The following is a 20,679-nucleotide window of genomic DNA, read 5'->3' as shown; positions in this document are numbered from 1 at the left end:
GCTGATGTGTTTGTTTTGGAAGTAGATGGTTAGTTGTGTTGGTATCTGAAGTTGCCTTCTCCTGTAATGTTCACGTTCATGAGCTTTTTATACTTTTCATACAGCTCCTGGCTCTGCTTTTCGCCGTTCACGTAAAGGCTGTCTTTGGTTATTCGGATGTCTATCTTATCGTTCTCACTTTTGATAAATCCATCCTTTAGCATTTCTTTTCTTAGCTCTTTCATGCGGGCCTCATGCTCGCGGGCTCTTTCTTCGTGTTTGCGTGCCATTTCCTCGTGGCGTTTGGCCATCACTTCGGCACGCCTTGCATGCGTCTCCGCCTGCTGCTGATACCGTTGTGCCTGTGCCTGGAGTTGTTGCTGGCTTATAGCCCCGGCTTCATATTGCTTGCGCAGTTCCTCTTCATACTTGCTTATCTGCCCCATGTACTTTGCCATTTCCTTTTCGTGCTGTTTCATGGCTTCTTTATGGCGCTTCTGTGCTTCTTTATCTCCAGCTAATGGAGGCAAAGGAGCCATCGGTGGCATTGGAGGCATAGGGGCTATCGCAGCGTGCGCCATAGGAGGTACTGGTGGCACAGGAGGAACAGGAGGTGCCGGTGCAAAACCAACGCTATCGCCGGAACCAAAATATCTAAAAGTATACTCTTCGTTGCGCTTTTGGTCACGCTTTGCCCTTGCTATGGCTTTACGCTCTTCTTCTAAACCTGCCTGTACCTGTGCAGGTGTTGCTTTAGGAGCTTTCTCGATGGCTTGCAGGCGTTGGTTTATCAGCTCGTTATACTTTGGTATATCCTTTTTGGGAATCTTTTTACCATCAACATAGAGTTCTGTAACCTCACCCTTCTTGTTCTTGATGATCACAATGTCACGGGTTTTTCCGTCGCCGTCCTGAGCTTTATAAACATAGGCCGTCGTTTCTTCATCTTCCCAGGTAATCAACTCTGCTGGTGCTGCCTCCTCTGTTGCTGGAATTGGGATAGCGTTGGTTTCGATAGCATCTGTCACAGCTTCTTCGTTCAACTGCTTCAGGCTGGCCATGGCGCCGTAGGAGAAAACAGTTAGTCCTGCTACCAGAACCAGGGCAGCTACAAAGCCCTCGGTAAAGGTTGGGCGCATAGTCTCTTGCCCCACTAGGCGCTTAATGCGGCTTAGCAACGTGTTGCGTTTACCTGAAAATGCCATAGCAAGTGCAGGACCAGCCGGCATGCGCATCGCCTCTAGTTCGGCAAGGGCACGTGCATAGGTAAGGTTGCTGCCACATACAGCCACAGCAATATCGTCGCAGCAGTTTTCGCGCTCGGCACGCACCACGCCAGATATCCACCACATGGCAGGATGGTAAAAGAAAATAATATCAACTACAGACTGGATGATGTTGAACAGGTAATCGCGGCGAAGTATGTGCGCCAGTTCGTGGGCAAGTATGGCCTCTACCTGCGCCTGCGACAGTCCGGTAACGGCACCTACAGGCAAAAGTATAACCGGTTTGGTATAACCTATGGCCATTGGGACCTTTACCATCGCCGACTCTACCAGCCGTACCGCCTTCGACATGCCTAGTTCCTGGCGGAGTGCTGCCAACCGCTGTTGCCATTTTTCAGATAGCGGCGATGTTTTGTAGTGGCGCAGGCGTTGCGTATAAGCTAGGCCTCCCACAAAGCGAAGCAGCATCAGTACCAAACCCATCAACCAAAAGGTAACGATTAAAGGTAAATGCTGCGAAAAGTATACTTTAGCCACGCCCATGGGATCTGCCCAGAAAGTTACCGGAGCCTCTGCCGCAACCTGTATTGCCGGACCAGCTGCCAAGGTTATACTTACATCTGCTGCTTCAGGAGCCGGTAAAAAGTAGTAATGGTCGAAGGTGATGGCCGATACGAGTACCTGGAACAGCAAGGCTCCGGCTGCTATTGTATAGCGTGTTTTAGAAGTATGGCGGTGCAGTACCAGCATCAGCAGGCTAAGTATGATGGCTATCAAAGCGCCTTGCCACAGCGAGTGCAGCAGCGTCCAGCCCAGTGCCTCCACTACATTTTCCGAAAATAAATTCAGGATCTGGTTCATTTGCTACCTCCTTCCAGTTTATCAAGTAAGTTTCTGATCTCGTCTAGTTCTGCTTTGGATGTTTTGCTGTTGCCAAGTGCCTGCATTACCAGTTTGCTGGCAGAGCCCCTAAAAGCAGCATCCAGGAACTTACCCAATAGCTGCTGCTGTGTTTTCTCTTCATCCATAGCGGCATGAAAGATGTGGGAGCGGCTCGATTTATCTACTTCCAGCATGGCTTTGTCGGCCATGATCTGCATCAGCTTAAGGGTGGTGGTGTAGCCAACTTCCTTGATTTTGCTCAGTTCTTCGTGCACAAACCGCACGGTGCTGGGGCCGTGCTGCCAGAGTACCTGCAGTATCTCCAGTTCAGATTCGGTAGGTTTCGGTGTTTTTTCCAAAGTCATAGTTAATAGATGGTTATAGTGCTGCTTAGTTGCACTACAAGTATATACGAATGATTTCGTAAAAGGAAATTTTATTTACGATTTTTTTCGTAGTTAATATTGAAAACTATGAAAATGGTGGTAAAGGTTTAGTTGTATATTGCTGAATGGTGGATTGTTGTGAAGATGTAGAGACAGAATGTTAGTGGGTAAGTGCCGATTTGATCATGATGAACTCGTTGATGTTATCAGTATTGATAACGCCTGCTAAGCGGCCATTTTCGAGAACAGGTATAAGTGGGGCGCGGGTTTTCTGTAGTTCTGTGTAGGCCTCAGAGAGTTTGTCCTGTACATTAAAAGTGGTAAACTCCTGCGACATGATCTCAGAAACAGGTTTGTTAAGCTGCTCCTCTTTTACCGCCTGTATCAGTTGCATACGGGTAAGTGTACCTATAACCTGCCCATCCAGCTCTACAATAAACTCATGCTCCGAGCCCATCAGCAACTTGTTTAAAGCATCTTTCACGGTTTCGGTAGGGGTTAAGGTAACAAAGTTGGTCATCATACCTTCGCGCACTACATGGCCACGCAAAAAATCGAGGTGCTGCACCAGCATATTTTCTGCGTAAGCGCCAAAAAACACGAAAGCTCCTATAAGAATCAGAAAGGGGTTATAAAACAAGCCGATAAAAACAAAGCCTATCGCCAGCAGTTGGCCCAGGTTAGACGCTATCTGGGTAGCACGCACTCTGCCTAGTTTAAAAGCAAGCAAGGCACGAAGTACACGGCCACCATCCATCGGGAAGGCGGGTATGGCATTAAAAACCACCAGCACCATATTCACAAAAAACAGTAGGTAAAAGAAGTTAGATGGAGTAATGCGCGTGAAAAACTCTTCGGTGGCTACGTTCTGCAGCGAAGGCAGTATAAGCCAAAGTATAAATGCTATCACTACATTAACAGCCGGGCCTGCCACGGCAATCAACAGCTCCTGCTTCGGCTTTTCGGGCATTCGCTCTAGGCTGGCCACTCCACCAATAGGCAATAGGGTAATCATCTTGGTTTTAATGCCGTAATGCTTGGCGGTAAGGGCGTGCCCTAACTCGTGCAGCACCACACACACGAAAACAGTAAGCACAAAGGCAATAGACAAAAGTATGGTATTGGTGTCGCTGCCGCGCTGTGACTCCGAAAATGCCACCCATGCAATCAGGAAAACAAAGGTCCAGTGTACCAATATTTTGATACCTGCTACACTGCCCAATTTTAAAGACCACTTCATAAGTACAGCTATACTTTGTGTATAAAGTAAACGCAATACAGAAGCTATTGTTTATCAATGCAATGGCAGTTTAATTTTATCTCAGGATTTATTTTTTTGATCAGGCTCCTTCTCAGGGCTAGGTAACTGGTGTAGCCGGAACCACCTGTAACCATAGGGCTCTATTTCTACCTTGCCGTCTTTAGGTAATTTGTAATCCGAATCGCTAAGAATTTCATCCAAGTGGATCCCATCTTCGCAAAGTTGATTTAGCTGCACCTGGCATGCTGTGCCACTTAAATTGTGCACAACTACTGTTTTATACTCTAGTTCGCAGCTGTGTGCAAACAGGCGGCTGTCCTGCGTCTCCAGGATAGTGCAATTGCCATCGCCGAGCTCAGAGCACTGCCGGCGTACTCTTATCACCCGTTCCATCCAGTTTAAAAGTGAGTTAGGATCACGTTGCTGCTGCACTACGTTTACTTTTTCATAGCTGTAGGGGCCTTTGTTAATTACAGGGTGTATCAGTTCTGCATCTATGGCTTTAGAAAAACCTGCATTAAGCTCGTTACCCCATTGCATGGGCGTGCGCACGCTTGTTCTTTCGGGCAGGTCCAGGTCGTCTCCCATGCCTATCTCAGAGCCATACTGTATCATAGGTGTGCCGGGTAAGCTAAAAAGTATACTATAAGCCAACTGCAGCTTTTTGCGATTCCCTTTAAGCATTGGTGCCAGCCTGCGGCGAATGCCCCTGCCGTATACTTTCATATCTTCTTTTGGAGCGAAGGCCTTGAAAATGATCTCCTGCTCGTCCAGTTCCAGGTCCTCTACGTTTAGCTCATCGTGATGGCGCAGGAAATTAAGCCATTGTGAATTGTGGCTTTTCTGTGGCAGCATTTTCAAGCCTTTAGAGATGGAGCTGCCCTTTTCACGGGCCAAAGCCAGAAACACGTGCATGTTCAGGAGGAAGTTGAACATGATGTGCATGCGTTCATCTCCTTTAAAAAAGCGTCCCACTGCCTCAGGCGGACCAGAAGCCTCAGCCAGAAGTATGGCATCGCGGCTGTGCATGTTAATGTAATCGCGCATATCCTCCAGCAGATCATAAAACTTAGTGGTGCTATCTAGTTGGTCTGTCTGCACCAGTATGTGTGCCGCATCTATTCTAAAACCAGATATACCCAGCGACAGCCAGAATCCGGCAATATGATGTATTTCTTTGCGTACTTCGGGGTTGCTGAAGTTCAGGTCAGGTTGGTGCTGGTAGAACCGGTGCAGGTAGTAAGCCTGTGCTTCTTCGTCCCAGGTCCAGATGCTGTTTTCGGCTCCTGCAAAGGCTGGTTCGTAGGCAGGGTTTTCTGGTTTCTCATCGCTCCAGGTGTAGTAGTTGCGGTATTTTGAGTTTCTATCGCGACGGGCTTCTTGGAACCACGGGTGCTGGTCAGAAGTATGGTTTACAACCAGGTCTATAATCACGCGCATGCCCCGCTCATTTGCTTCGCGTATAAAGGCAGCAAAGTCACCGAGGGTGCCCAGGCGACTGTCCACGTTATAGTAATCCATCACATCATAACCATTGTCGCGGTTTGGGGTCGGGTAAAAAGGCAGCAGCCAAATACAGGTAATGCCTAGCGTAGCCAGGTAGTCCAGCCTCCCGATAAGTCCCTGAAAATCACCGACGCCATCTCCGTTCGAATCCTGAAAAGTTTCTACATCCAGGGCATATACAATGGCACGTTTGTACCAAAGGTCTCTTTCTCTCATGTGTTTTATAGTTTAACCACCGGCTGGTAGTGCACTGTCATTTCCCAGTTTTTATGGCCGATGGCTTCTTTCATGGTATGCTTTTATACCTTAATATTAACTTGCACTATGTACTACGGCTATACTTTACACTATGGTTCGTAAGTATAATAAGACTGCTTCAGGGCATCAGCTTTAAAAGAGTACAACATGCAGCTACAAAACAGAGAATTTGAGAGGGAATTAGAGTTTCAGGCATCCAGGAGCGGAGGGGCCGGCGGACAGAATGTGAATAAAGTGGCTTCTAAAGTGGAGCTCAGGTTTCATGTGCAGAACTCAGGTTTGCTAACCGACGAGGAGAAGGAGCTGGTATTGCAAAAATTGGCAAACCGCATTAACAGCGATGGTTACCTGCAGGTTGTTTGTCAGACAGAGCGGAGCCAACTGCAGAATAAAGAACTATGCGTAGAACGGTTTTACGAGCTGCTGCGGCAGGCACTGACAAAGCAGAAAAAGAGGAAGGCCACAAAACCGACCAAAGCATCGGTAAGGCAACGGCTAGAGAGTAAAAAAAGGCGGTCTGAGAAGAAAGCTAGCCGTGGTTATAGGAGGGATTTTTAATGTAGAAGTATAAAAGAATAGGGCAGCAAACAAAACAAGCTGCCCTATTCTTTTATACGTTAGTTGCTGCTACTGGAGCCAGCAGTCGCCGGCTTCCCTTTTAGGTAGGTATCTAAGAAAGTGAGTATGGCGCTGTAGCCTTCTATCTGGTTTTCTTTCTTCACAAAACCATGGCCTTCGTCGTCGAACACCACATACTCCACGGGCACGTTGTTCTTTTTCACCGCCGCCACAATCTCATCCGATTCTACTTTTAGCACGCGTGGGTCGTTAGCACCCTGCAGTACCATCAAAGGCTTTTTAATTTGATCGGCAAAGAACAGCGGCGACTTGTTGTAGAGTGCGGCAGAATCTGTTTCAGGGTTGCCCATTTCTTTGTAAAGCGCCTCCCTAAACGACTCCCAGTATGGCGGTATACTTTGCAGTGTGCGCAGCCAGTTAGCTACACCAAATAAGTTTACGCCTACGGCAAACTCCTCAGGGGTAAAGGCAAGGCCGGCCAGTACCATATAGCCGCCGTAGCTGCCTCCCATAATGCCAATCTTGTCCTTGTCAATATAATCTGTGCTGGCCAGGTACTTTTTAGCTTCCACGCAGTCCTTCAAGTCTACATCTCCATGTTTTTGGTCGTCGGCAGCAAAAAATGTTTTGCCATAGCCAGAACTGCCACGGTTGTTCACAGCCAATACAGCGTAACCATGGTTCACGAGGTACTGCATCAGAGGGCTGTAGTTCAGGCGTGTTTGTCCGCCGGGGCCGCCGTGTATCCAAAGTACGGCCGGCACTTTGTTGTTCTCGCTGGCATTTTTAGGTTTCATCAGCAAGGCTGGTATCTCCAACCCGTCATAAGATTTGTAACGTATCACCTCCGCCTTTACCAGGTCATCCGAGTTTATCTTAGGGTTCATGGTGTTGGTAAGCTTGGTGGTGTTGCTGCCCCGGAAGTTGTGCACGTATAAGTTGCTGGAAGAGGTTGGGCTGTTCACGTAAAAAGCCATCAGGTTCTCATCATCCGAAAAATTAACCCCGGTAATGTCGCCGGCTGGTACTTCGGGTAGCTGTACCTGATTGCCAGTTGCGGTATCGTATACTTTTACTTCTGTGCGGGCATCGTTGTTAATGGCGGTTACTCTGTACTTGCCGTCCCTGGAGAAGTAAGTATACATTATATCCCAGTCAGCTTTCTCTACATTTGCCGTTTTGCCTGAGGCAAGATCATAGCTTTTCAGCTCTTGAAACTCTCCACCTTCATCTGTCAGGAAGTATAGCTGTTTATTATCTGGTGTAAATGTTTCGGGGTAGTACTTGATGTCCTCTTTATGGTCGGTAAGTTTCTTTAGCTGTTTTGTAGCAGTGTTGTACAGGTACATGTCGCTGCTGTTGGTGTTTATACTTTTTACCAGGCCGATATACTTTTTATCCCTCGAAATAGCTGCTACCTCAAAGCCTTGCTCATTCTTCATCACTAGCTTTGGTTGCAGAGTTTGGACATCCATTTCATAAAGGTCGAAGAACTTAGGGTCGCGCTTGTTAGACAGGAAGAAGAAGCTGTTCTGGTCGTGGCTCCAGCCGGCAAAAGATGCTTTAGCCTTTGGCTCCGGTGTCAGGTCTTTAACAGTGCCGTCGGGGTTGCGCATGTACAGGTGCGTAATCTCGTCGCCGCCTTTATCGCTGGAGTATAAAATGCGCTCATCCTTTGGGAAGTAAGAAGTCACATACACCGAGTTGTCTGTTGAGTTGGTAAGTTGGCGTGGTTCGCCGCCGGTTACAGGCACTTCGAAGGCATTATACACCCCGGTCTGGTTGCTGGAGTAAAGAATTTTAGAGTTATCCGGCGCAAAATCGCTGCCCGTGATGGAGGTGGTGTTCATAAACTGCTCAATGGTGTATGTTTGCACCACCGGCTCTGTTGTTTGGTTCTCGGCGGGTGTGCTTTTCTGGCACCCGGCCATCAGAGTGGCAACTGCTAAGGCTGCAGGTGCCCAGCTAAAGATTTTTTTCATGTTTTATAGTTTTAAAGTGAGGTAAGCGTATGGTAAGCTACTGAATTTCAACTTAAAAACAAATTATGTAATTCCTGAATCACATTAGCTAGAGGTGCCAAAGTATAAGCAATATTACTGCATAAGGATGTTTGGCTATAACAGGAGGTGTTAATAAAAGAAGCACCTAAAATGCCTCTAAACAAGATTTATATATAAGCTATCGTTAAGGTACAGTTGCACGTTTGGTACAGGCTGCAGAGCAGATAAAATTTAAGGAATAGCTAAACAGGCATGTTTTGTGCTGTTGCAGCAGCGTTATCTTTGTGTTTATTAAACTTGATAAAAGATCGCAGCAAGCACAGCATCTTTATAGCCTTACTTTATAATAATGATCAGAATAGTATTTATTACTCTTGTACTCTTTGTTGGAGCGTTTGCAACTGCACATGCTCAAAAGTATAGAACAGCCCTTGGCCCCAGATTCGAAAGCGATAAGTTTGGCATATCACTACAACAGAAGCTGCATGAAAAAGGCACAATAGAAGCCATCGTAACTGTAGGCTCGAACGAGTATAGCGGCACGGCTTTGTATGAGTGGCACTTCCCGCTGCTGGGCAAAAGGTTTAACTACTATTTAGGTGCCGGCGGACATGTAGGTAACCTGAAGGATAGCGGTGTGTTTACCGGGGCAGATGCCATTGTAGGGCTGGAGTATAAGGTTAATGGCTTGCCTATACTTTTATCTGCAGACCTGAAGCCAGCTGTGCATATTAACCACGCCGATTGGTTTGATCTTTCGTCGGGGGTGTCGGTAAGGTACGTGATCCTGAAAGAGAAAAAAGAGAAGAAAAGCTGGTGGCCTTTTGGAAAGCAGGAGGAAGACACCAGAAAGAAAAAGAATAAAAACCCCAAAAACCAGGAAAACGGCAGTATACTGGATATCTTTAAAAAGAAGGACAACTAGCACAGAAAGCCCTTAAAAAAGCGGAAGCCCGATGGGGACGGGCTTCCTGAGGAATAGAGCGTTATCTGGCGACAGATGTATTCTGTCTAACCTTTTTCTGTATAAGTTTGTCTTATTCTATAGAACTGCAACTGGGGGTTGCAATGTTATCAACTAACTTTATCAAAACAAACTGCGCCAGATAATAATGTTAGTCAATAGGGTTTATGCTCTGTTCCTGTATCTTAAAATTCTGTTTTTGGGGCTAATAATTAGCTTCCATGCCTTAAGTGCAAAGTATAACTTTACATTCTGCATGTAAATATATCTAGTTTAAAGAATATATAAAAAATACAGGAAGCTTTTTTAGCAGATGTGGCTGAATTTAAAGCAATCTTGTTTAGCTGATATTATGCTAAGGATTACCTGTTTAGGCTTTTGCAGAGGGTAGGCTGCAGCAGAAGAAAAAGTATGGCTGGTGCAGTGAGCTTAACAAAGGCAGCTGCCGCTGGCAGCGGTTATACATTGTGTACAACCCTTGTGTCAGCGGCAGCTTCAGTTGGCAGTGTGTTCAGGGTAATTTGCTTGCTTGATATCGCAGTAGGCCGTACATCCAAAGCGTTTTTGGCGGCGAAGCAAAACACACCTATTACAAGGCATAAAAGAGCAATCAGTTTCATAGTTTTATTTTGTAGTGGCTTAACAATTAGATCGGGTATTCAATTAGCTGCGATCGGCAACAATCTCAACTACAGGTAACAGGTTCGGGTAACTTTTGAACTCATTTATCTCAGCTCTCACATGGAGTTCTTTAATATCGTTGGCCTGCTTTTTAACGCTGGCTCCCAAACCGAAAATGAAGGCGAAAATTAAAAGGACGATTTTCATAGTAGTAGATTTTAATGTTCTGGTTTTTAATTAGTTTCTATCTTAAAGATGGCAGCTTATTAACAAAGGTTGCTTGGGCTGTCCAAATTATTTTTTGTTCTGATACACTAATTACACTTTACGTGCCAAACAGTATAATTCATTGTAAATCAAGTGGTTAGTGGCTTGTGTGATGATTTGGAACAAGAGAATATGTCCGGCAGTGAACAATTTATTGTACGAAAGCGAACAATTCGATTGTTTAATTTATTTGAGTATCAAGTAGATAGTATAGATAACCGCATTAAGAGTATGTGGTTACTGCCACTCAATAGCTGATAAGGTACCCGATGAGGCAGCTAAACCATAAGCCTTGGAGCAGCAGGGTATTCAGCCTGAAACATTTGATAGATTTATACTATTATACTTTTGTATTTTATTTAAATAGACAAGTTATAAGCCCTGTTAGCATGAACTTGCGCTGGAGAAAGAGAGTATAACTAATCTATTTTGGAGTTAATGGATTTATGGAAGAAGTAAAAGGAAAGTTGATAGCCCTTGGCGGTGGAGATGATGATGGTTTTATAAAATTGATTCATTCTAAGATATGCAGCCTTACTTCTAAGATAGAAGTGATTGCTACGGCTGCCACCGAAGCAGAGGAATCCGGACAGGCATATAAGGAGGCATTTGAAGAGTTGGGATGCAATAATGTACAGTTTATGCGCATCGATGAAGAGCATGAAGCTGATACAGAAGAAAACCTGAAGCGCATACAAGAGGCAGATGTAGTTTTCTTTACTGGTGGGGATCAAGTGCGGTTAGCCTGCTTTCTAAATAAAACAAAGCTGCTGGAGTTGCTGCGCGAGCGTTACATAACAGAACCCATTATTATAGCAGGCACAAGCGCTGGTGCAGCCATCATGTCTGATAAAATGATTTACGATGGTTACGGACACTACTCCCTGATCAAAGGCGAGATGAAAACTACCGTAGGCTGCTCTTTTATAAAGAAAGTATACATTGATACACACTTTGCTGAGCGTGGCCGCTTTGGCCGCCTTGCACATGCTGTTGCCCATGATCCTGATTATATTGGCATAGGCCTGAGCGAAGAAACCGGCATTATTATAAAAAAAGGAAACCAGGTAGAGGTGTTCGGGCCTGGTGTGGTAACTATAATAGATGCTAGCCAGGTTGCTTTCTCTAATGTGCACAAAGCAGCCGAAAACGAGCCAATAGCTGTTGAAAATTTAAAAATGCACCTGCTTGTAAACGGATATCGGTATTGCCTGAAAGAACATCAGTTTCAGCCAATATCAGAAAACACACCGTTGCACGCAGATAAAAGTATAAGCCCACCTGTACAGCAGAATCATGCTATAGCTGTTAAGCGTGCGGGTGCAGCATAGCAGGAAGATCTTACTTCCGATCTTCCTGCTGTAACTCCATGTTTATAGCCACACCGGCTCTTGCACCTTCTGCGGCAGCTACCACTACCATTTGCACATCGCGTGCAGCATCTCCGGCTACATAAAGCCCAGGTATGTTAGACTTCTGCAGTCTACGCGTTTTAATTACGCCTTTGTTTGTAAACTCACAACCTAAGTCTCTGCCCAAATTCGATTGCTGTTCTGTACCTATAGAAAAGAACAGGGTATCTTGAGGGTTCTTTTTTCCTCCGTTGGTTACCACATACTGCAGTTGCCCGTCCTCCCCGATTAGCTTTACAATCCTTTCGGTGTTATAGGCTACCTCGTTTCTCTTGAGTAACTCCAGGTCATCCTTGTTTAACTTATTGGTGCCATCAGTGTAGAGGGTAACATTGCTGCTCCAGTTCTTCATGGCAAGCGCTTGGCCAATGCCGTCACGGTCTTTTCCGTACACGGCAATAGCTTTGTCGCTGTTCTCCCATCCGTCGCAGTATGGGCAGTGGTGTACGCTTTTTCCGTACAACTCCTCTATGCCTTCCACTTGCGGTAGTTTATCCTTTAAGCCGGTTGCCAGTAGCAGTTTTTTAGAATGGTATACTTTATCATTGGCATCGGTTACTATAAACTGGCCTTTACTATAAGTAGCGGCATCTATTTTTAGGTCTACTATCTCTACCTTATACTTAGTTAGCTCTTCCCTTCCTCTGCGTATAAATTCCTTCGGGTCCATGCCATCGCAACTCAGGAAACCATTCATGTTTCTGGCCCACCGGTTTCTTGGCTCACCGCTATCAAATAAAATTACTTTACGCCTGGATCGGCCCAATATCATAGCAGCGTTTAGACCTGCCGGGCCACCTCCTATTATTATAACATCATACATATTTCTTTCTCCTCATGAGGATTAGATAACGTATAACACGTTATTTGGATAACCTGATAGCCAAAAAACTCACTTAGGAAATATAAAAACTACTGTTGTAGCGCATTTCCGGCTTGAATAGCATAACTACTTAATGGTAATAGAAAGGGCAGCAAGCGGAAACTGCTCTATGTTTTTCGACTCATTCTAAAAAATATTTGAAAAATCTCAGATGCTCGGTATGCAGCGTATGAAAAATGTATATATTTGTTTAGATGTATTATCACCCTTTATTTTAAACTGCTCTATATGAAAAGTAAATTACTAGCCTTACTTGGAGGTGTACTGTTCTCAGGTACAGCCATGGCCGGAGGATATCAGGTTAACCTGGCTAGCCAGCGCCAGATTGGTATGGGCCACACTGGTACAGGTATCGAGACCGGAACATCCAGCATCTTCTTTAACCCTGGTGCCATGAGCTTTATTCGCGAGAATGGAGTAACTATTGGTGCAAGTGCTTTATTCTCAAAGATTGCCTACAGCCCACTAGAGTCTAACACGGTTACGCAAGCTGATAACGATATGGGTACTCCTTTCCAGGCATATGGAGCCTATAAAGTTAACGACAAACTTGCTGTTGGCCTGGGTGTATATACTCCGTTTGGCAGTGGCGTTACATGGGGTGATCAGTGGACTGGCCGCTTTGGTCTGGAGGATATTAGCCTGCGGGCAATTTTCGTTCAGCCAACTGTAAGTTATAAAATCTCTGATAAAATTGGCGTTGGTGTAGGCTTAACTGTGGCAACCGGTAGTGTGAATTTAAAGCGTGTGTTGCCGGTGCAAAACCAAGATGGCACTGAAGGCGGAATCGAACTGGATGGCGGTGCCAAGACAGGATTTGGTTTCAATGCCGGTGTTTTCTTCCAGCCTACAGAAAAACTATCAATCGGTGTTAATTACCGCTCTAAAGTAGAGCTTGAAGTAGAAGAAGGAGATGTTATGTTCTCTAACATACCTGCTGCAGCCAGAGGTAACTTCCCGGAAGGAACGCAGTTCGGGGCTACGCTGCCACTGCCTGCTACACTATCAGTGGGTATTGGATATAAAGTAAACGAGCAGTTAACACTTGCTGCCGATGTTAGCCACGTTGGCTGGAGCGAGTACGAGTCGCTTCGCTTTGACTTTACACAGCCAGTAGGCGGTTCTAATGTGTCTGAAAGTGCCAGAAACTACGATGATGCCTTTATCTACCGTATAGGTGGCGAGTACCAGGTAAATGATAAGCTTGCCTTACGTGCCGGTGCTTATTTAGACCAGACTCCGGTACAGGATGGTTACTTAACTCCTGAAACACCAGATGCTGACTCTCGCGGTCTTTCTGCTGGTATTGGTTATTCTATTTCTGATAACTTCAGCATAGATGCATCTTTCCTTTACATCAACAAAAAAGAAAGAACTGATACAGCTGAGTTTTCAAGAGGCGTACCAGGTACCTTTAAGTCTGTTGCTTACATTCCAGGTATAGGCCTGAACTTCAAATTTTAATTTCCCGAAACAGTCATGAAAAATATTTTCTATAAATCGAGTTTACTGGCTTTAACTGCCGGTGTACTTTTAACAAGCTGCGAACCAGAGATCGATACGCCGAATCCAACGGCGGGTAGCGAAGCAAACTTTTCTAAATACATAGCTGTAGGAAACTCACTTACAGCAGGCTTTCAGGATAATGGTTTATACCGTGAAGGACAGTTGAGTTCTTATCCTGCTATACTGGCAGATCAGTTTAGAGAAGTGGGTGGAGGTAACTTTGTTCAGCCTCTGTTTCCAGAAAACCAAAGAAACGGATCAGGATACTTAAGACTTGTAGGATTTACACCTACAGGCAGCCCAATTACAGAAACAGTAACTACTGAACGTGCTATCCGAAGTGCTAGTCCTGTACTATTCACAAAGTTTACAGATCCTGTTCAAAATCTGGGAGTACCAGGCATTAAAGTAGCCGAAATTAAAGTACAGGGTTACGGTAGTGCACAAGGTAATCCTTACTTTGAGCGTATTACACCAGATAATCAGGCTGGTCAGACTTACTTGCAGCGTGTACAGCAGTCTACAGATCACACGTTTTTTAGCTTGTGGCTGGGTAACAATGATGTTTTAAGCTATGCCACTTCTGGAGGTGCATCTTCTGCTACATCTAATGCTATTACTCCAGTTAATTTATTTGATGCAAATTATTCTGAGCTAGTAAATGCGTTAACAGCAAATGGTCAGGAGGGTATTCTTGCAACAATTCCGGATGTTACGGGTATCCCTTTCTTCACAACTGTAGGCCCATCGGTTAAGAAAACTTTAACAGATAACAACATACCTGGTATGGTTGCTATAACTGGAGCTGGCAAAGACAGAATTCAGGTGGCAACAGCTCAGATTAATGCTCCTCAGAATGGAGTACTGTTTACGCTAACAGGCGCATCATATGCTCCATTGTTGGGTCAGCCGACCGGTAAATATTGGAGAGACCTTGCAAGACAGGTTAGCCCAAGCCAGGATCCACTAATTGTAAGAGGCACACTAGCGCAGCTTCTTCTGAACTATAGTGTAGATACTACAAAGATGTTTGGATTTTCAGGAGAGAATCCATGGCCAAGTGCTTTATTGCTTGATGTAAATGAGCAGAATAGTGTAAAAGCTGCCACTACATCATTTAACAATATCATCAAGGCGCAGGCGCAGGCAAAAGGATTGGCATTATGGGATGCTAACGCATACTTTACCAGTATCCAGAGCGGGTTTGGCAGAAATGGTGTAGCCTATAGCCCAGCGTTCATTACAGGTAACCTGTTCTCGTTAGATGGGGTGCACCTAACGCCTCGCGGTTACGCTATTGTTGCAAACGAAATGATTGGTGCGATCAATGCAAAGTATAGCGCCAGTGTACCAAAAGCTGACGAAACCCAATACAGAGCAGTTCTGCTACCATAGTAGTAAAAGTATAAAGTTTAAAGTATAAAAAGAGCACCTCAAGATGGGGTGCTTTTTTTATGCTACATCCTGTGTTTCAGTTCTTTTACTAAAAATTAGCTTGGCTGATGTTGGTTTATGGTGCAGGTATTATAGTTTTGTGTTTTAAACTATCACTACCAAACCTACAACTATGAAAAAAGATCACTTTGCTCTTGATGGGAGCACAGGAAGAGGCGTATTGTCTCTTGTAACAGCCATTATTCTTGCAATTGTTTGCATTGGCCTATTTTCCTTTACTACGCGCAGTGTCTCAGATGCCGTATTCCAGCGGTTAGGGCTAAGCCAATCTGAAGCCGACCAAAGTATTACCCGCTCTTTTCTGGAAGGGTACCTGGCGCATGTAAATACCCGAAACCTTAAAAGTATAGCTGTTGGCGATAGAGCCGCCATCGTAAAAGATGCGATGGCCTATGCAAAGCAGCATACCCAAAGCGATGCCTTTAAGAAGGAGTATGAAACACTAAGGGCAAGACACAAACCCACACAACCAGCCCCAGCCGAAACAGAAGCTGAGATTCGGGAGAAGATGGTAACCGACCTAAAGAAAAGCATAAAGAGCACCGAAGAGGCAATGGCCAAAATGGATAGCGAGACGAAGAAGATGATGGCTGAATCCTTAACCATGTTAAAAACTCAGCTTAAAGAGTACGAAAACCCAAATAGTGAGATGGTAAAGATGCTGGCAACGGGATCTGCTCAAAACAACGCTTACGAAAAAGAAGCTTACAAAGAAAACCTGGCTAAATGGGAGAAGCAGTTTCCGGCTAACTCACAAGCCTTTGTTAAGATGCGCCTGCAGCAGTTCCTGAACGAAACCAAAGACATTGATTTCAATGCCGAGCTGAAAGATAATGGCCGTGGCAAGATGAAGTTTGTAAACCCGACCTTCGAGTCTAAATCAGGAGATTGGAAGAAAGCCTTTAGAGCGGGAAAAGAAGCTACTACTACAGCACGCCAAGTGGCCCAGCAGTGGCTGCAGGAGCTGGCTTAACAATTACCATAAAGTATAAAACAGCAGCGGCGCCCTTTAATAGAGCGCCGCTGCTGTTTTATACTTTATGGAGTTATACTTTAGTGTGCCTCCAGCCAATTCTCTCCAACGCCTAAGCCAACTTCCATTGGTACGCTCAGTGGCATGGCATTGGTCATCAACTCCACGATCTTTGGCGTAACAATCTCCACTTCGTCTTTCGGCACGTCAAACAGCAATTCGTCATGTACCTGTAAGATCATGCGTGTTTTCAGCTTCTCCTCCTTTAAGTAGTCATGTATGTTGATCATGGCAATCTTTATAATGTCGGCGGCTGTGCCCTGAATGGGTGCGTTGATAGCGTTCCTTTCGGCAAAGGCACGAATGGTAGCATTGCGGGAGTTAATGTCGCGGAGGTAGCGGCGGCGGCCTAGCAATGTTTCTACATACTCAGTTTCACGAGCCTTTTCTATCGCGCTATCCATGTACTCTTTTATAGCCGGAAACTCCTGGAAGTACGCCTCTATAATATCAGCAGCCTCACGGCGCGGTATACCCAGACGCTCTGCCAGACCAAATGCCGAAATACCGTAGATGATACCGAAGTTCACCATTTTTGCTTTTCGGCGCATCTCGCCGTCTACCTGCTCTAGGGGCACATGAAATACCTTACTAGCCGTTGAGGCATGCACATCCAATCCATTTTTAAAAGCCTCTTTCATGGTAGGATCTCCGCTAAAATCAGCTATAATACGCAGTTCAATTTGCGAGTAATCGGCAGAGATAATGAGATGGTCGCTGTTACGCGGCACAAAAGCTTTGCGAATCTCACGGCCACGCTCCGTCCGGATTGGTATGTTCTGCAGGTTCGGGTTGGTAGAGCTTAAACGGCCTGTGGCGGTTACAGCCTGGTTAAAGGAGGTATGCACACGGCCATCCAACTCGCAAACCAGCTGCGGCAGCGCATCCACATACGTAGATTTTAGCTTAGTTAACTGGCGGTGGTCCAGTATAAGCCTTACGATCTCGTGCTCAGATGCCATTTTAGTAAGGATTTCCTCGCCTGTGGCATACTGTCCGGTTTTGGTTTTCTTGATCTTGGATTTGCCATGCAGCTCCAGCTTATCAAAAAGTATTTCGCCTAATTGCTTCGGAGAGCCGATATTAAACTGCTCGCCGGCAATCTCAAAAATGCGCTTCTCTATAGTTGTGATCTCCGCTTCCAACTGCTCCGAAATATCCGCCAAGGCATTAGAGTCAATGCTTATTCCTTCTTTCTCAATATCAGCCAGCACCTGCACCAGTGGGTTCTCTACGTTATTGAACAGCTTCATCAGGCCCTGCTCCTGCAGCAGCGGCTCAAAGTATAACTTAAGCTGCAGTGTAATGTCGGCATCCTCGCAGGCATAATCCTTTACATCCTCTGGGGCAAGGTCTGCCATGGTTTTCTGTCCTTTTCCTTTTGGCCCGATAAGGTCAGTGATAGGAATAGGGCTGTAGTTGAGGTAGGTTTCAGAAAGTACATCCATGTTGTGACGCATTTCCGGCTCCAGCAGGTAGTGTGCCAGCATCGTGTCGAATATCGGCCCCCGCACCTCCACTTTATAGCTCTTCATAATCAGAATATCATACTTGATGTTCTGGCCAACTTTGGCAATGTTAGCATTCTCCAGTACCTCTCTAAACTCATCTACAATGCGCTGCGCCTCCTCCAGGTTGTTATGTGGTACGGGCACATAATATGCCTCGCCTGGGCGGTAGCAAAACGACATCCCCACCAAAGCAGCCGTAATCGGATCTATACTTGTGGTTTCGGTGTCGAAAGAAATTTCGTCCTGTTTAAGTAAATAGCTGATCAGGTTCTGGCGCAGCTCTGGCGTATCGATGAGGTGATAATCCTGCTTTGTGGTTTTAAAACTCCGCATCAGCACAGGAGCAGCATCTTCTATGGCTACATCTTCAGCTACCTCTGTAGCAGGTGCATCAAAAAGTGACGTTTGGGCAGATGTTGCCGATGCTTTTCCTTTGCGTGCGGCAGGTTTAATAGCAGCGGCTGTAGTGGCAGATGCCAGTGTTTGCCCAAGTACGCGCTGTGCCAGCTGCCTGAACTCCAGCTCGGCAAAAAGCTCTGTTATGTGTTCTTCGTTAGGGCCGTCGTAATGCAGGGCCTCGGCACTGAATGGAATAGGTACATTACGGTGTATGGTTGCTAACTCCTTAGACATCAGTCCTTGGTTAGCAAAGTTCTCCACGTTCTCTTTTTGTTTGCCTTTAAGCTCGCCAGTGTTTGCAATTAGGTTTTCTACAGTGCCAAAGCGCTGAATCAGCGACTTAGCCGTTTTCTCGCCTATGCCCGGTATGCCCGGTATGTTATCCACGGCATCCCCTTGCAGGCCAAGTATATCAATTACCTGCTCTACACGCTCAATTTCCCACTTCTGCAGCACCTTCTGCACATCCCATACTTCGATAGCGTTACCCATAAAAGCAGGCTTGTACAAAAAGATATGGTCAGTAACCAGCTGGCAGTAATCTTTGTCCGGCGTCATCATGTACACATCAAAGCCATCCTTCTCTGCTTTACAGGCCAGGGTTCCGATAATATCATCGGCCTCATAGCCATCCATGATCAGCACCGGAATGTTAAAAGCCTCTACAATTTTTTTGCAGTAAGGTATGGCAAGCGATATATCCTCCGGCATGGCCTGACGGTTGGCTTTGTACTCGGCAAAGTTGTCGTGGCGGAAGGTTTTGGCCGCAGAGTCAAAGGCTACACCAATATGGGTCGGTTTTTCTTTTTGCAGTACCTCTACCAGCGTATTGGTAAAGCCCAGGGCAGCCCCGGTGTTCATACCTTTGGAGTTAATGCGCGGGTTCTTGCTGAAGGCAAAGTGTGCGCGGTATATCAATGCCAGAGCATCTAGCAGAAACAGTTTCTTACGTGGTTCACTCATGGGGCTAATTTAATCATTTTTGGCTACTCTTTTGGCTGCAGCAGCAGCAGTTTAAACTGCACATGCAGGTAATTTATACTTTTAGCCGCAAGAGCAGTTGTGGTTCTTAGTACAACATGTGGCACAATGCTACAAAGTGTGGCTTTTTTCCACACTTTCTGAAACCAGCAGCAGCAGCAGTTAGCAGTATACGTGTGCTTAATTAGCTTATTTCAAGGGTTTTAAAAACGATGAACTTTTCTGGCATGGTTATGCTTTAATGGGAATTGATCTTAATACGCATACAGATTACATGAATAAAATATTTGCTCTTGCTATTGTGTTAGTAGCCGTAGGACTTGTTACAAGTGCAAAGGCACAAGCCCCTTATGCCGCATCTTCGCAGTTGCCGGAGGGCGCAATGCAAGGTGTGACGCAGGAAACCGGTAAAGAGCAAATTGATAAAGCTGAACTGCCCAAAGCTGTGAGACAAGCATTAAAACACGAGTCTCTGAAGGATTGGCAGGTAAGCGAAGTATACTTTGTTAAAGCCACAGTGCAACAAGTAGATCCAAAGCCGATGTACGAAGTATACCTTACCAATGCCAGCCATAAAAGAGCAGTTGCCCGGTTCTACAGAAACGGGAAAGTAGTTGCAGGAAGAAATTAAGTATTTGCTTTAATAAAAATAGACTAACCGCATTAACCAGATTAATTATGAATCAAATGAGTGTTTTAGCCGCTGCTGCTGCATTAACCGAACCGGCCGTTAAACTGGCCGCCTCGTCGCAGCACCCGGCAAGGCCTAATGCCCCGCCAGGTTATACATTAAGGGCCCACTGTAATAACAGAGGCCGAACAACTGGCGAACTTCATAAGTTTTTACCTGCCCTGCGCAAAGCTTACACGGAGCAACAAAACTGCACCAACTGTTAGTTAGCAAAGGCTGATAAATAAAGTCAGTTATGTGGCTAAAGCCATTCATATTTAAGTTACGAAAGAAGCTTCCGTTGGCGCGGGGGCTTTTTTTATGCTCGATAAGTAATGTGGGGAAGATCTCTACACATTGTTCCTGCCATACCCCAATGTGGCACGTAGTTACTCGCTCTGGTGTTGTGCTGATGTTTGTTTAATAAACTGATTGTTAGTTAGTTATATGTTGCGTAGCGTTTTGGCACAGTTATCTCCTATATGCCAGTAGTTAAACAAAGTGAGACTTAACCCAATAAAACATGAAAAAAATAACTGTATTAGCAGCAGCAATCGCATTAGTAGGCTTTACATCTGTAGACACTATTGCACAGAGCAACACACAGCAAACTCCTATGCAGCAACAGCAAACTCCTGCGCAGGATGCTAACAAAGCAAAGATCACACAAGACCAATTACCACAGTCTATTAAGGAAGCACTTAACAATGAGAAGTTCCAGGACTGGACGGTAAGCGAAGTATATAAAATTGCTGCAGCCACAGAGGGTGCGAAACCAACTTACGAAGTACAGTTTACAAACAGCACAAACCAGCGCGCCGTAGCCCGCTTCAATGAAGACGGTACAGCAGTAAAGTCAGAGGAATAGTAGTACAAGTAGAACTATGTTAAAAAAAG

General features: G+C 45.4%; 18 protein-coding genes. 9 read left to right on the top strand and 9 right to left on the bottom strand.

Annotation, left to right across the window (positions count from 1 at the left end):
* Positions 1 to 29: 29 nt before the first annotated feature.
* From WG943_RS17085 to WG943_RS17070, 4 genes are all read right to left on the bottom strand, one after another.
* Complete coding sequence (locus WG943_RS17085) at positions 30 to 2,066, bottom strand: M56 family metallopeptidase (RefSeq protein ID WP_340410855.1); 2,037 nt, start codon at positions 2,064 to 2,066, stop codon at positions 30 to 32.
* A complete protein-coding gene (locus tag WG943_RS17080) occupies positions 2,063 to 2,452 on the bottom strand; it encodes a BlaI/MecI/CopY family transcriptional regulator (protein WP_340410854.1) in 390 nt (129 codons plus the stop codon). Before WG943_RS17080 ends, WG943_RS17085 begins: the two co-directional genes overlap by 4 nt.
* A gap of 181 nt (positions 2,453 to 2,633) precedes the next feature.
* Positions 2,634 to 3,713, bottom strand: a complete 1,080-nt coding sequence (locus tag WG943_RS17075; RefSeq protein ID WP_340410853.1) for a site-2 protease family protein — start codon at positions 3,711 to 3,713, stop codon at positions 2,634 to 2,636.
* Positions 3,714 to 3,794: 81 nt separating this feature from the next.
* A complete protein-coding gene (locus tag WG943_RS17070; RefSeq protein WP_340410852.1) occupies positions 3,795 to 5,456 on the bottom strand; it encodes an alpha-amylase family protein in 1,662 nt (553 codons plus the stop codon).
* Between the two features lie 189 nt (positions 5,457 to 5,645).
* On the opposite strand from WG943_RS17070, the gene arfB reads away from it, so the two are divergent.
* On the top strand, positions 5,646 to 6,056 hold the full coding sequence (arfB, locus tag WG943_RS17065; protein ID WP_340410851.1) for an alternative ribosome rescue aminoacyl-tRNA hydrolase ArfB: 411 nt from the start codon (positions 5,646 to 5,648) through the stop codon (positions 6,054 to 6,056).
* Positions 6,057 to 6,115: 59 nt separating this feature from the next.
* Here arfB and WG943_RS17060 read toward each other — a convergent pair whose 3' ends face one another.
* The gene (locus tag WG943_RS17060) at positions 6,116 to 8,059 is read right to left on the bottom strand and encodes a S9 family peptidase (protein WP_340410849.1); all 1,944 of its coding nucleotides are present in this window, start codon (positions 8,057 to 8,059) and stop codon (positions 6,116 to 6,118) included.
* Between the two features lie 370 nt (positions 8,060 to 8,429).
* On the opposite strand from WG943_RS17060, the gene WG943_RS17055 reads away from it, so the two are divergent.
* Complete coding sequence (locus WG943_RS17055; protein WP_340410847.1) at positions 8,430 to 9,005, top strand: hypothetical protein; 576 nt, start codon at positions 8,430 to 8,432, stop codon at positions 9,003 to 9,005.
* 497 nt (positions 9,006 to 9,502) lie between these two features.
* Here WG943_RS17055 and WG943_RS17050 read toward each other — a convergent pair whose 3' ends face one another.
* Together WG943_RS17050 and WG943_RS17045 are read right to left on the bottom strand one after the other, a co-directional pair.
* Positions 9,503 to 9,664, bottom strand: coding sequence for a hypothetical protein (locus WG943_RS17050; protein WP_340410846.1), 162 nt, complete (start codon positions 9,662 to 9,664; stop codon positions 9,503 to 9,505).
* Between the two features lie 43 nt (positions 9,665 to 9,707).
* Positions 9,708 to 9,872, bottom strand: coding sequence for a hypothetical protein (locus WG943_RS17045; RefSeq protein ID WP_340410844.1), 165 nt, complete (start codon positions 9,870 to 9,872; stop codon positions 9,708 to 9,710).
* Positions 9,873 to 10,378: 506 nt separating this feature from the next.
* Between WG943_RS17045 and WG943_RS17040 the strand changes: the two genes are divergently transcribed.
* Positions 10,379 to 11,263: a cyanophycinase gene (locus WG943_RS17040; RefSeq protein WP_340410843.1), complete on the top strand. Its 885-nt coding sequence runs from the start codon at positions 10,379 to 10,381 to the stop codon at positions 11,261 to 11,263.
* 10 nt (positions 11,264 to 11,273) lie between these two features.
* Here the strand turns inward: WG943_RS17040 and WG943_RS17035 are convergent, their stop codons facing one another.
* A complete protein-coding gene (locus tag WG943_RS17035) occupies positions 11,274 to 12,167 on the bottom strand; it encodes an NAD(P)/FAD-dependent oxidoreductase (protein WP_340410841.1) in 894 nt (297 codons plus the stop codon).
* A gap of 288 nt (positions 12,168 to 12,455) precedes the next feature.
* On the opposite strand from WG943_RS17035, the gene WG943_RS17030 reads away from it, so the two are divergent.
* The 3 genes from WG943_RS17030 (at position 12,456) to WG943_RS17020 (ending at position 16,161) form a co-directional block, all read left to right on the top strand.
* The gene (locus WG943_RS17030; RefSeq protein WP_340410839.1) at positions 12,456 to 13,691 is read left to right on the top strand and encodes an OmpP1/FadL family transporter; all 1,236 of its coding nucleotides are present in this window, start codon (positions 12,456 to 12,458) and stop codon (positions 13,689 to 13,691) included.
* Between the two features lie 15 nt (positions 13,692 to 13,706).
* Entirely contained in the window at positions 13,707 to 15,128 is a 1,422-nt protein-coding gene (locus tag WG943_RS17025) for an SGNH/GDSL hydrolase family protein (RefSeq protein ID WP_340410837.1), read from the top strand.
* Between the two features lie 172 nt (positions 15,129 to 15,300).
* Entirely contained in the window at positions 15,301 to 16,161 is an 861-nt protein-coding gene (locus WG943_RS17020; RefSeq protein ID WP_340410836.1) for a hypothetical protein, read from the top strand.
* Between the two features lie 80 nt (positions 16,162 to 16,241).
* Here WG943_RS17020 and polA read toward each other — a convergent pair whose 3' ends face one another.
* Entirely contained in the window at positions 16,242 to 19,094 is a 2,853-nt protein-coding gene (gene polA, locus WG943_RS17015; protein ID WP_340410834.1) for a DNA polymerase I, read from the bottom strand.
* 292 nt (positions 19,095 to 19,386) lie between these two features.
* Between polA and WG943_RS17010 the strand changes: the two genes are divergently transcribed.
* The 3 genes from WG943_RS17010 (at position 19,387) to WG943_RS17000 (ending at position 20,650) form a co-directional block, all read left to right on the top strand.
* On the top strand, positions 19,387 to 19,743 hold the full coding sequence (locus WG943_RS17010) for a hypothetical protein (protein WP_340410832.1): 357 nt from the start codon (positions 19,387 to 19,389) through the stop codon (positions 19,741 to 19,743).
* A 47-nt stretch (positions 19,744 to 19,790) separates the two neighbouring features.
* Positions 19,791 to 20,009, top strand: a complete 219-nt coding sequence (locus WG943_RS17005) for a hypothetical protein (RefSeq protein ID WP_340410830.1) — start codon at positions 19,791 to 19,793, stop codon at positions 20,007 to 20,009.
* Positions 20,010 to 20,305: 296 nt separating this feature from the next.
* Positions 20,306 to 20,650, top strand: a complete 345-nt coding sequence (locus WG943_RS17000) for a hypothetical protein (protein WP_340410828.1) — start codon at positions 20,306 to 20,308, stop codon at positions 20,648 to 20,650.
* The last annotated feature ends 29 nt before the right edge of the window (positions 20,651 to 20,679 follow it).

The organism is Pontibacter sp. H249 (assembly GCF_037892465.1).
Taxonomy (GTDB): domain Bacteria; phylum Bacteroidota; class Bacteroidia; order Cytophagales; family Hymenobacteraceae; genus Pontibacter.
This window is presented reverse-complemented; position numbering and strand designations above follow the sequence as displayed.

Bases quoted from the DNA above. Each gene is read 5' to 3' on its own strand.
- WG943_RS17085 (WP_340410855.1), bottom strand. From the start codon at position 2,066: ATGAACCAGATCCTGAATTTATTTTCGGAAAATGTAGTGGAGGCACTG.
- WG943_RS17080 (WP_340410854.1), bottom strand. From the start codon at position 2,452: ATGACTTTGGAAAAAACACCGAAACCTACCGAATCTGAACTGGAGATA.
- WG943_RS17075 (WP_340410853.1), bottom strand. From the start codon at position 3,713: ATGAAGTGGTCTTTAAAATTGGGCAGTGTAGCAGGTATCAAAATATTG.
- WG943_RS17070 (WP_340410852.1), bottom strand. From the start codon at position 5,456: ATGAGAGAAAGAGACCTTTGGTACAAACGTGCCATTGTATATGCCCTG.
- arfB (WP_340410851.1), top strand. From the start codon at position 5,646: ATGCAGCTACAAAACAGAGAATTTGAGAGGGAATTAGAGTTTCAGGCA.
- WG943_RS17060 (WP_340410849.1), bottom strand. From the start codon at position 8,059: ATGAAAAAAATCTTTAGCTGGGCACCTGCAGCCTTAGCAGTTGCCACT.
- WG943_RS17055 (WP_340410847.1), top strand. From the start codon at position 8,430: ATGATCAGAATAGTATTTATTACTCTTGTACTCTTTGTTGGAGCGTTT.
- WG943_RS17050 (WP_340410846.1), bottom strand. From the start codon at position 9,664: ATGAAACTGATTGCTCTTTTATGCCTTGTAATAGGTGTGTTTTGCTTC.
- WG943_RS17045 (WP_340410844.1), bottom strand. From the start codon at position 9,872: ATGAAAATCGTCCTTTTAATTTTCGCCTTCATTTTCGGTTTGGGAGCC.
- WG943_RS17040 (WP_340410843.1), top strand. From the start codon at position 10,379: ATGGAAGAAGTAAAAGGAAAGTTGATAGCCCTTGGCGGTGGAGATGAT.
- WG943_RS17035 (WP_340410841.1), bottom strand. From the start codon at position 12,167: ATGTATGATGTTATAATAATAGGAGGTGGCCCGGCAGGTCTAAACGCT.
- WG943_RS17030 (WP_340410839.1), top strand. From the start codon at position 12,456: ATGAAAAGTAAATTACTAGCCTTACTTGGAGGTGTACTGTTCTCAGGT.
- WG943_RS17025 (WP_340410837.1), top strand. From the start codon at position 13,707: ATGAAAAATATTTTCTATAAATCGAGTTTACTGGCTTTAACTGCCGGT.
- WG943_RS17020 (WP_340410836.1), top strand. From the start codon at position 15,301: ATGAAAAAAGATCACTTTGCTCTTGATGGGAGCACAGGAAGAGGCGTA.
- polA (WP_340410834.1), bottom strand. From the start codon at position 19,094: ATGAGTGAACCACGTAAGAAACTGTTTCTGCTAGATGCTCTGGCATTG.
- WG943_RS17010 (WP_340410832.1), top strand. From the start codon at position 19,387: ATGAATAAAATATTTGCTCTTGCTATTGTGTTAGTAGCCGTAGGACTT.
- WG943_RS17005 (WP_340410830.1), top strand. From the start codon at position 19,791: ATGAATCAAATGAGTGTTTTAGCCGCTGCTGCTGCATTAACCGAACCG.
- WG943_RS17000 (WP_340410828.1), top strand. From the start codon at position 20,306: ATGAAAAAAATAACTGTATTAGCAGCAGCAATCGCATTAGTAGGCTTT.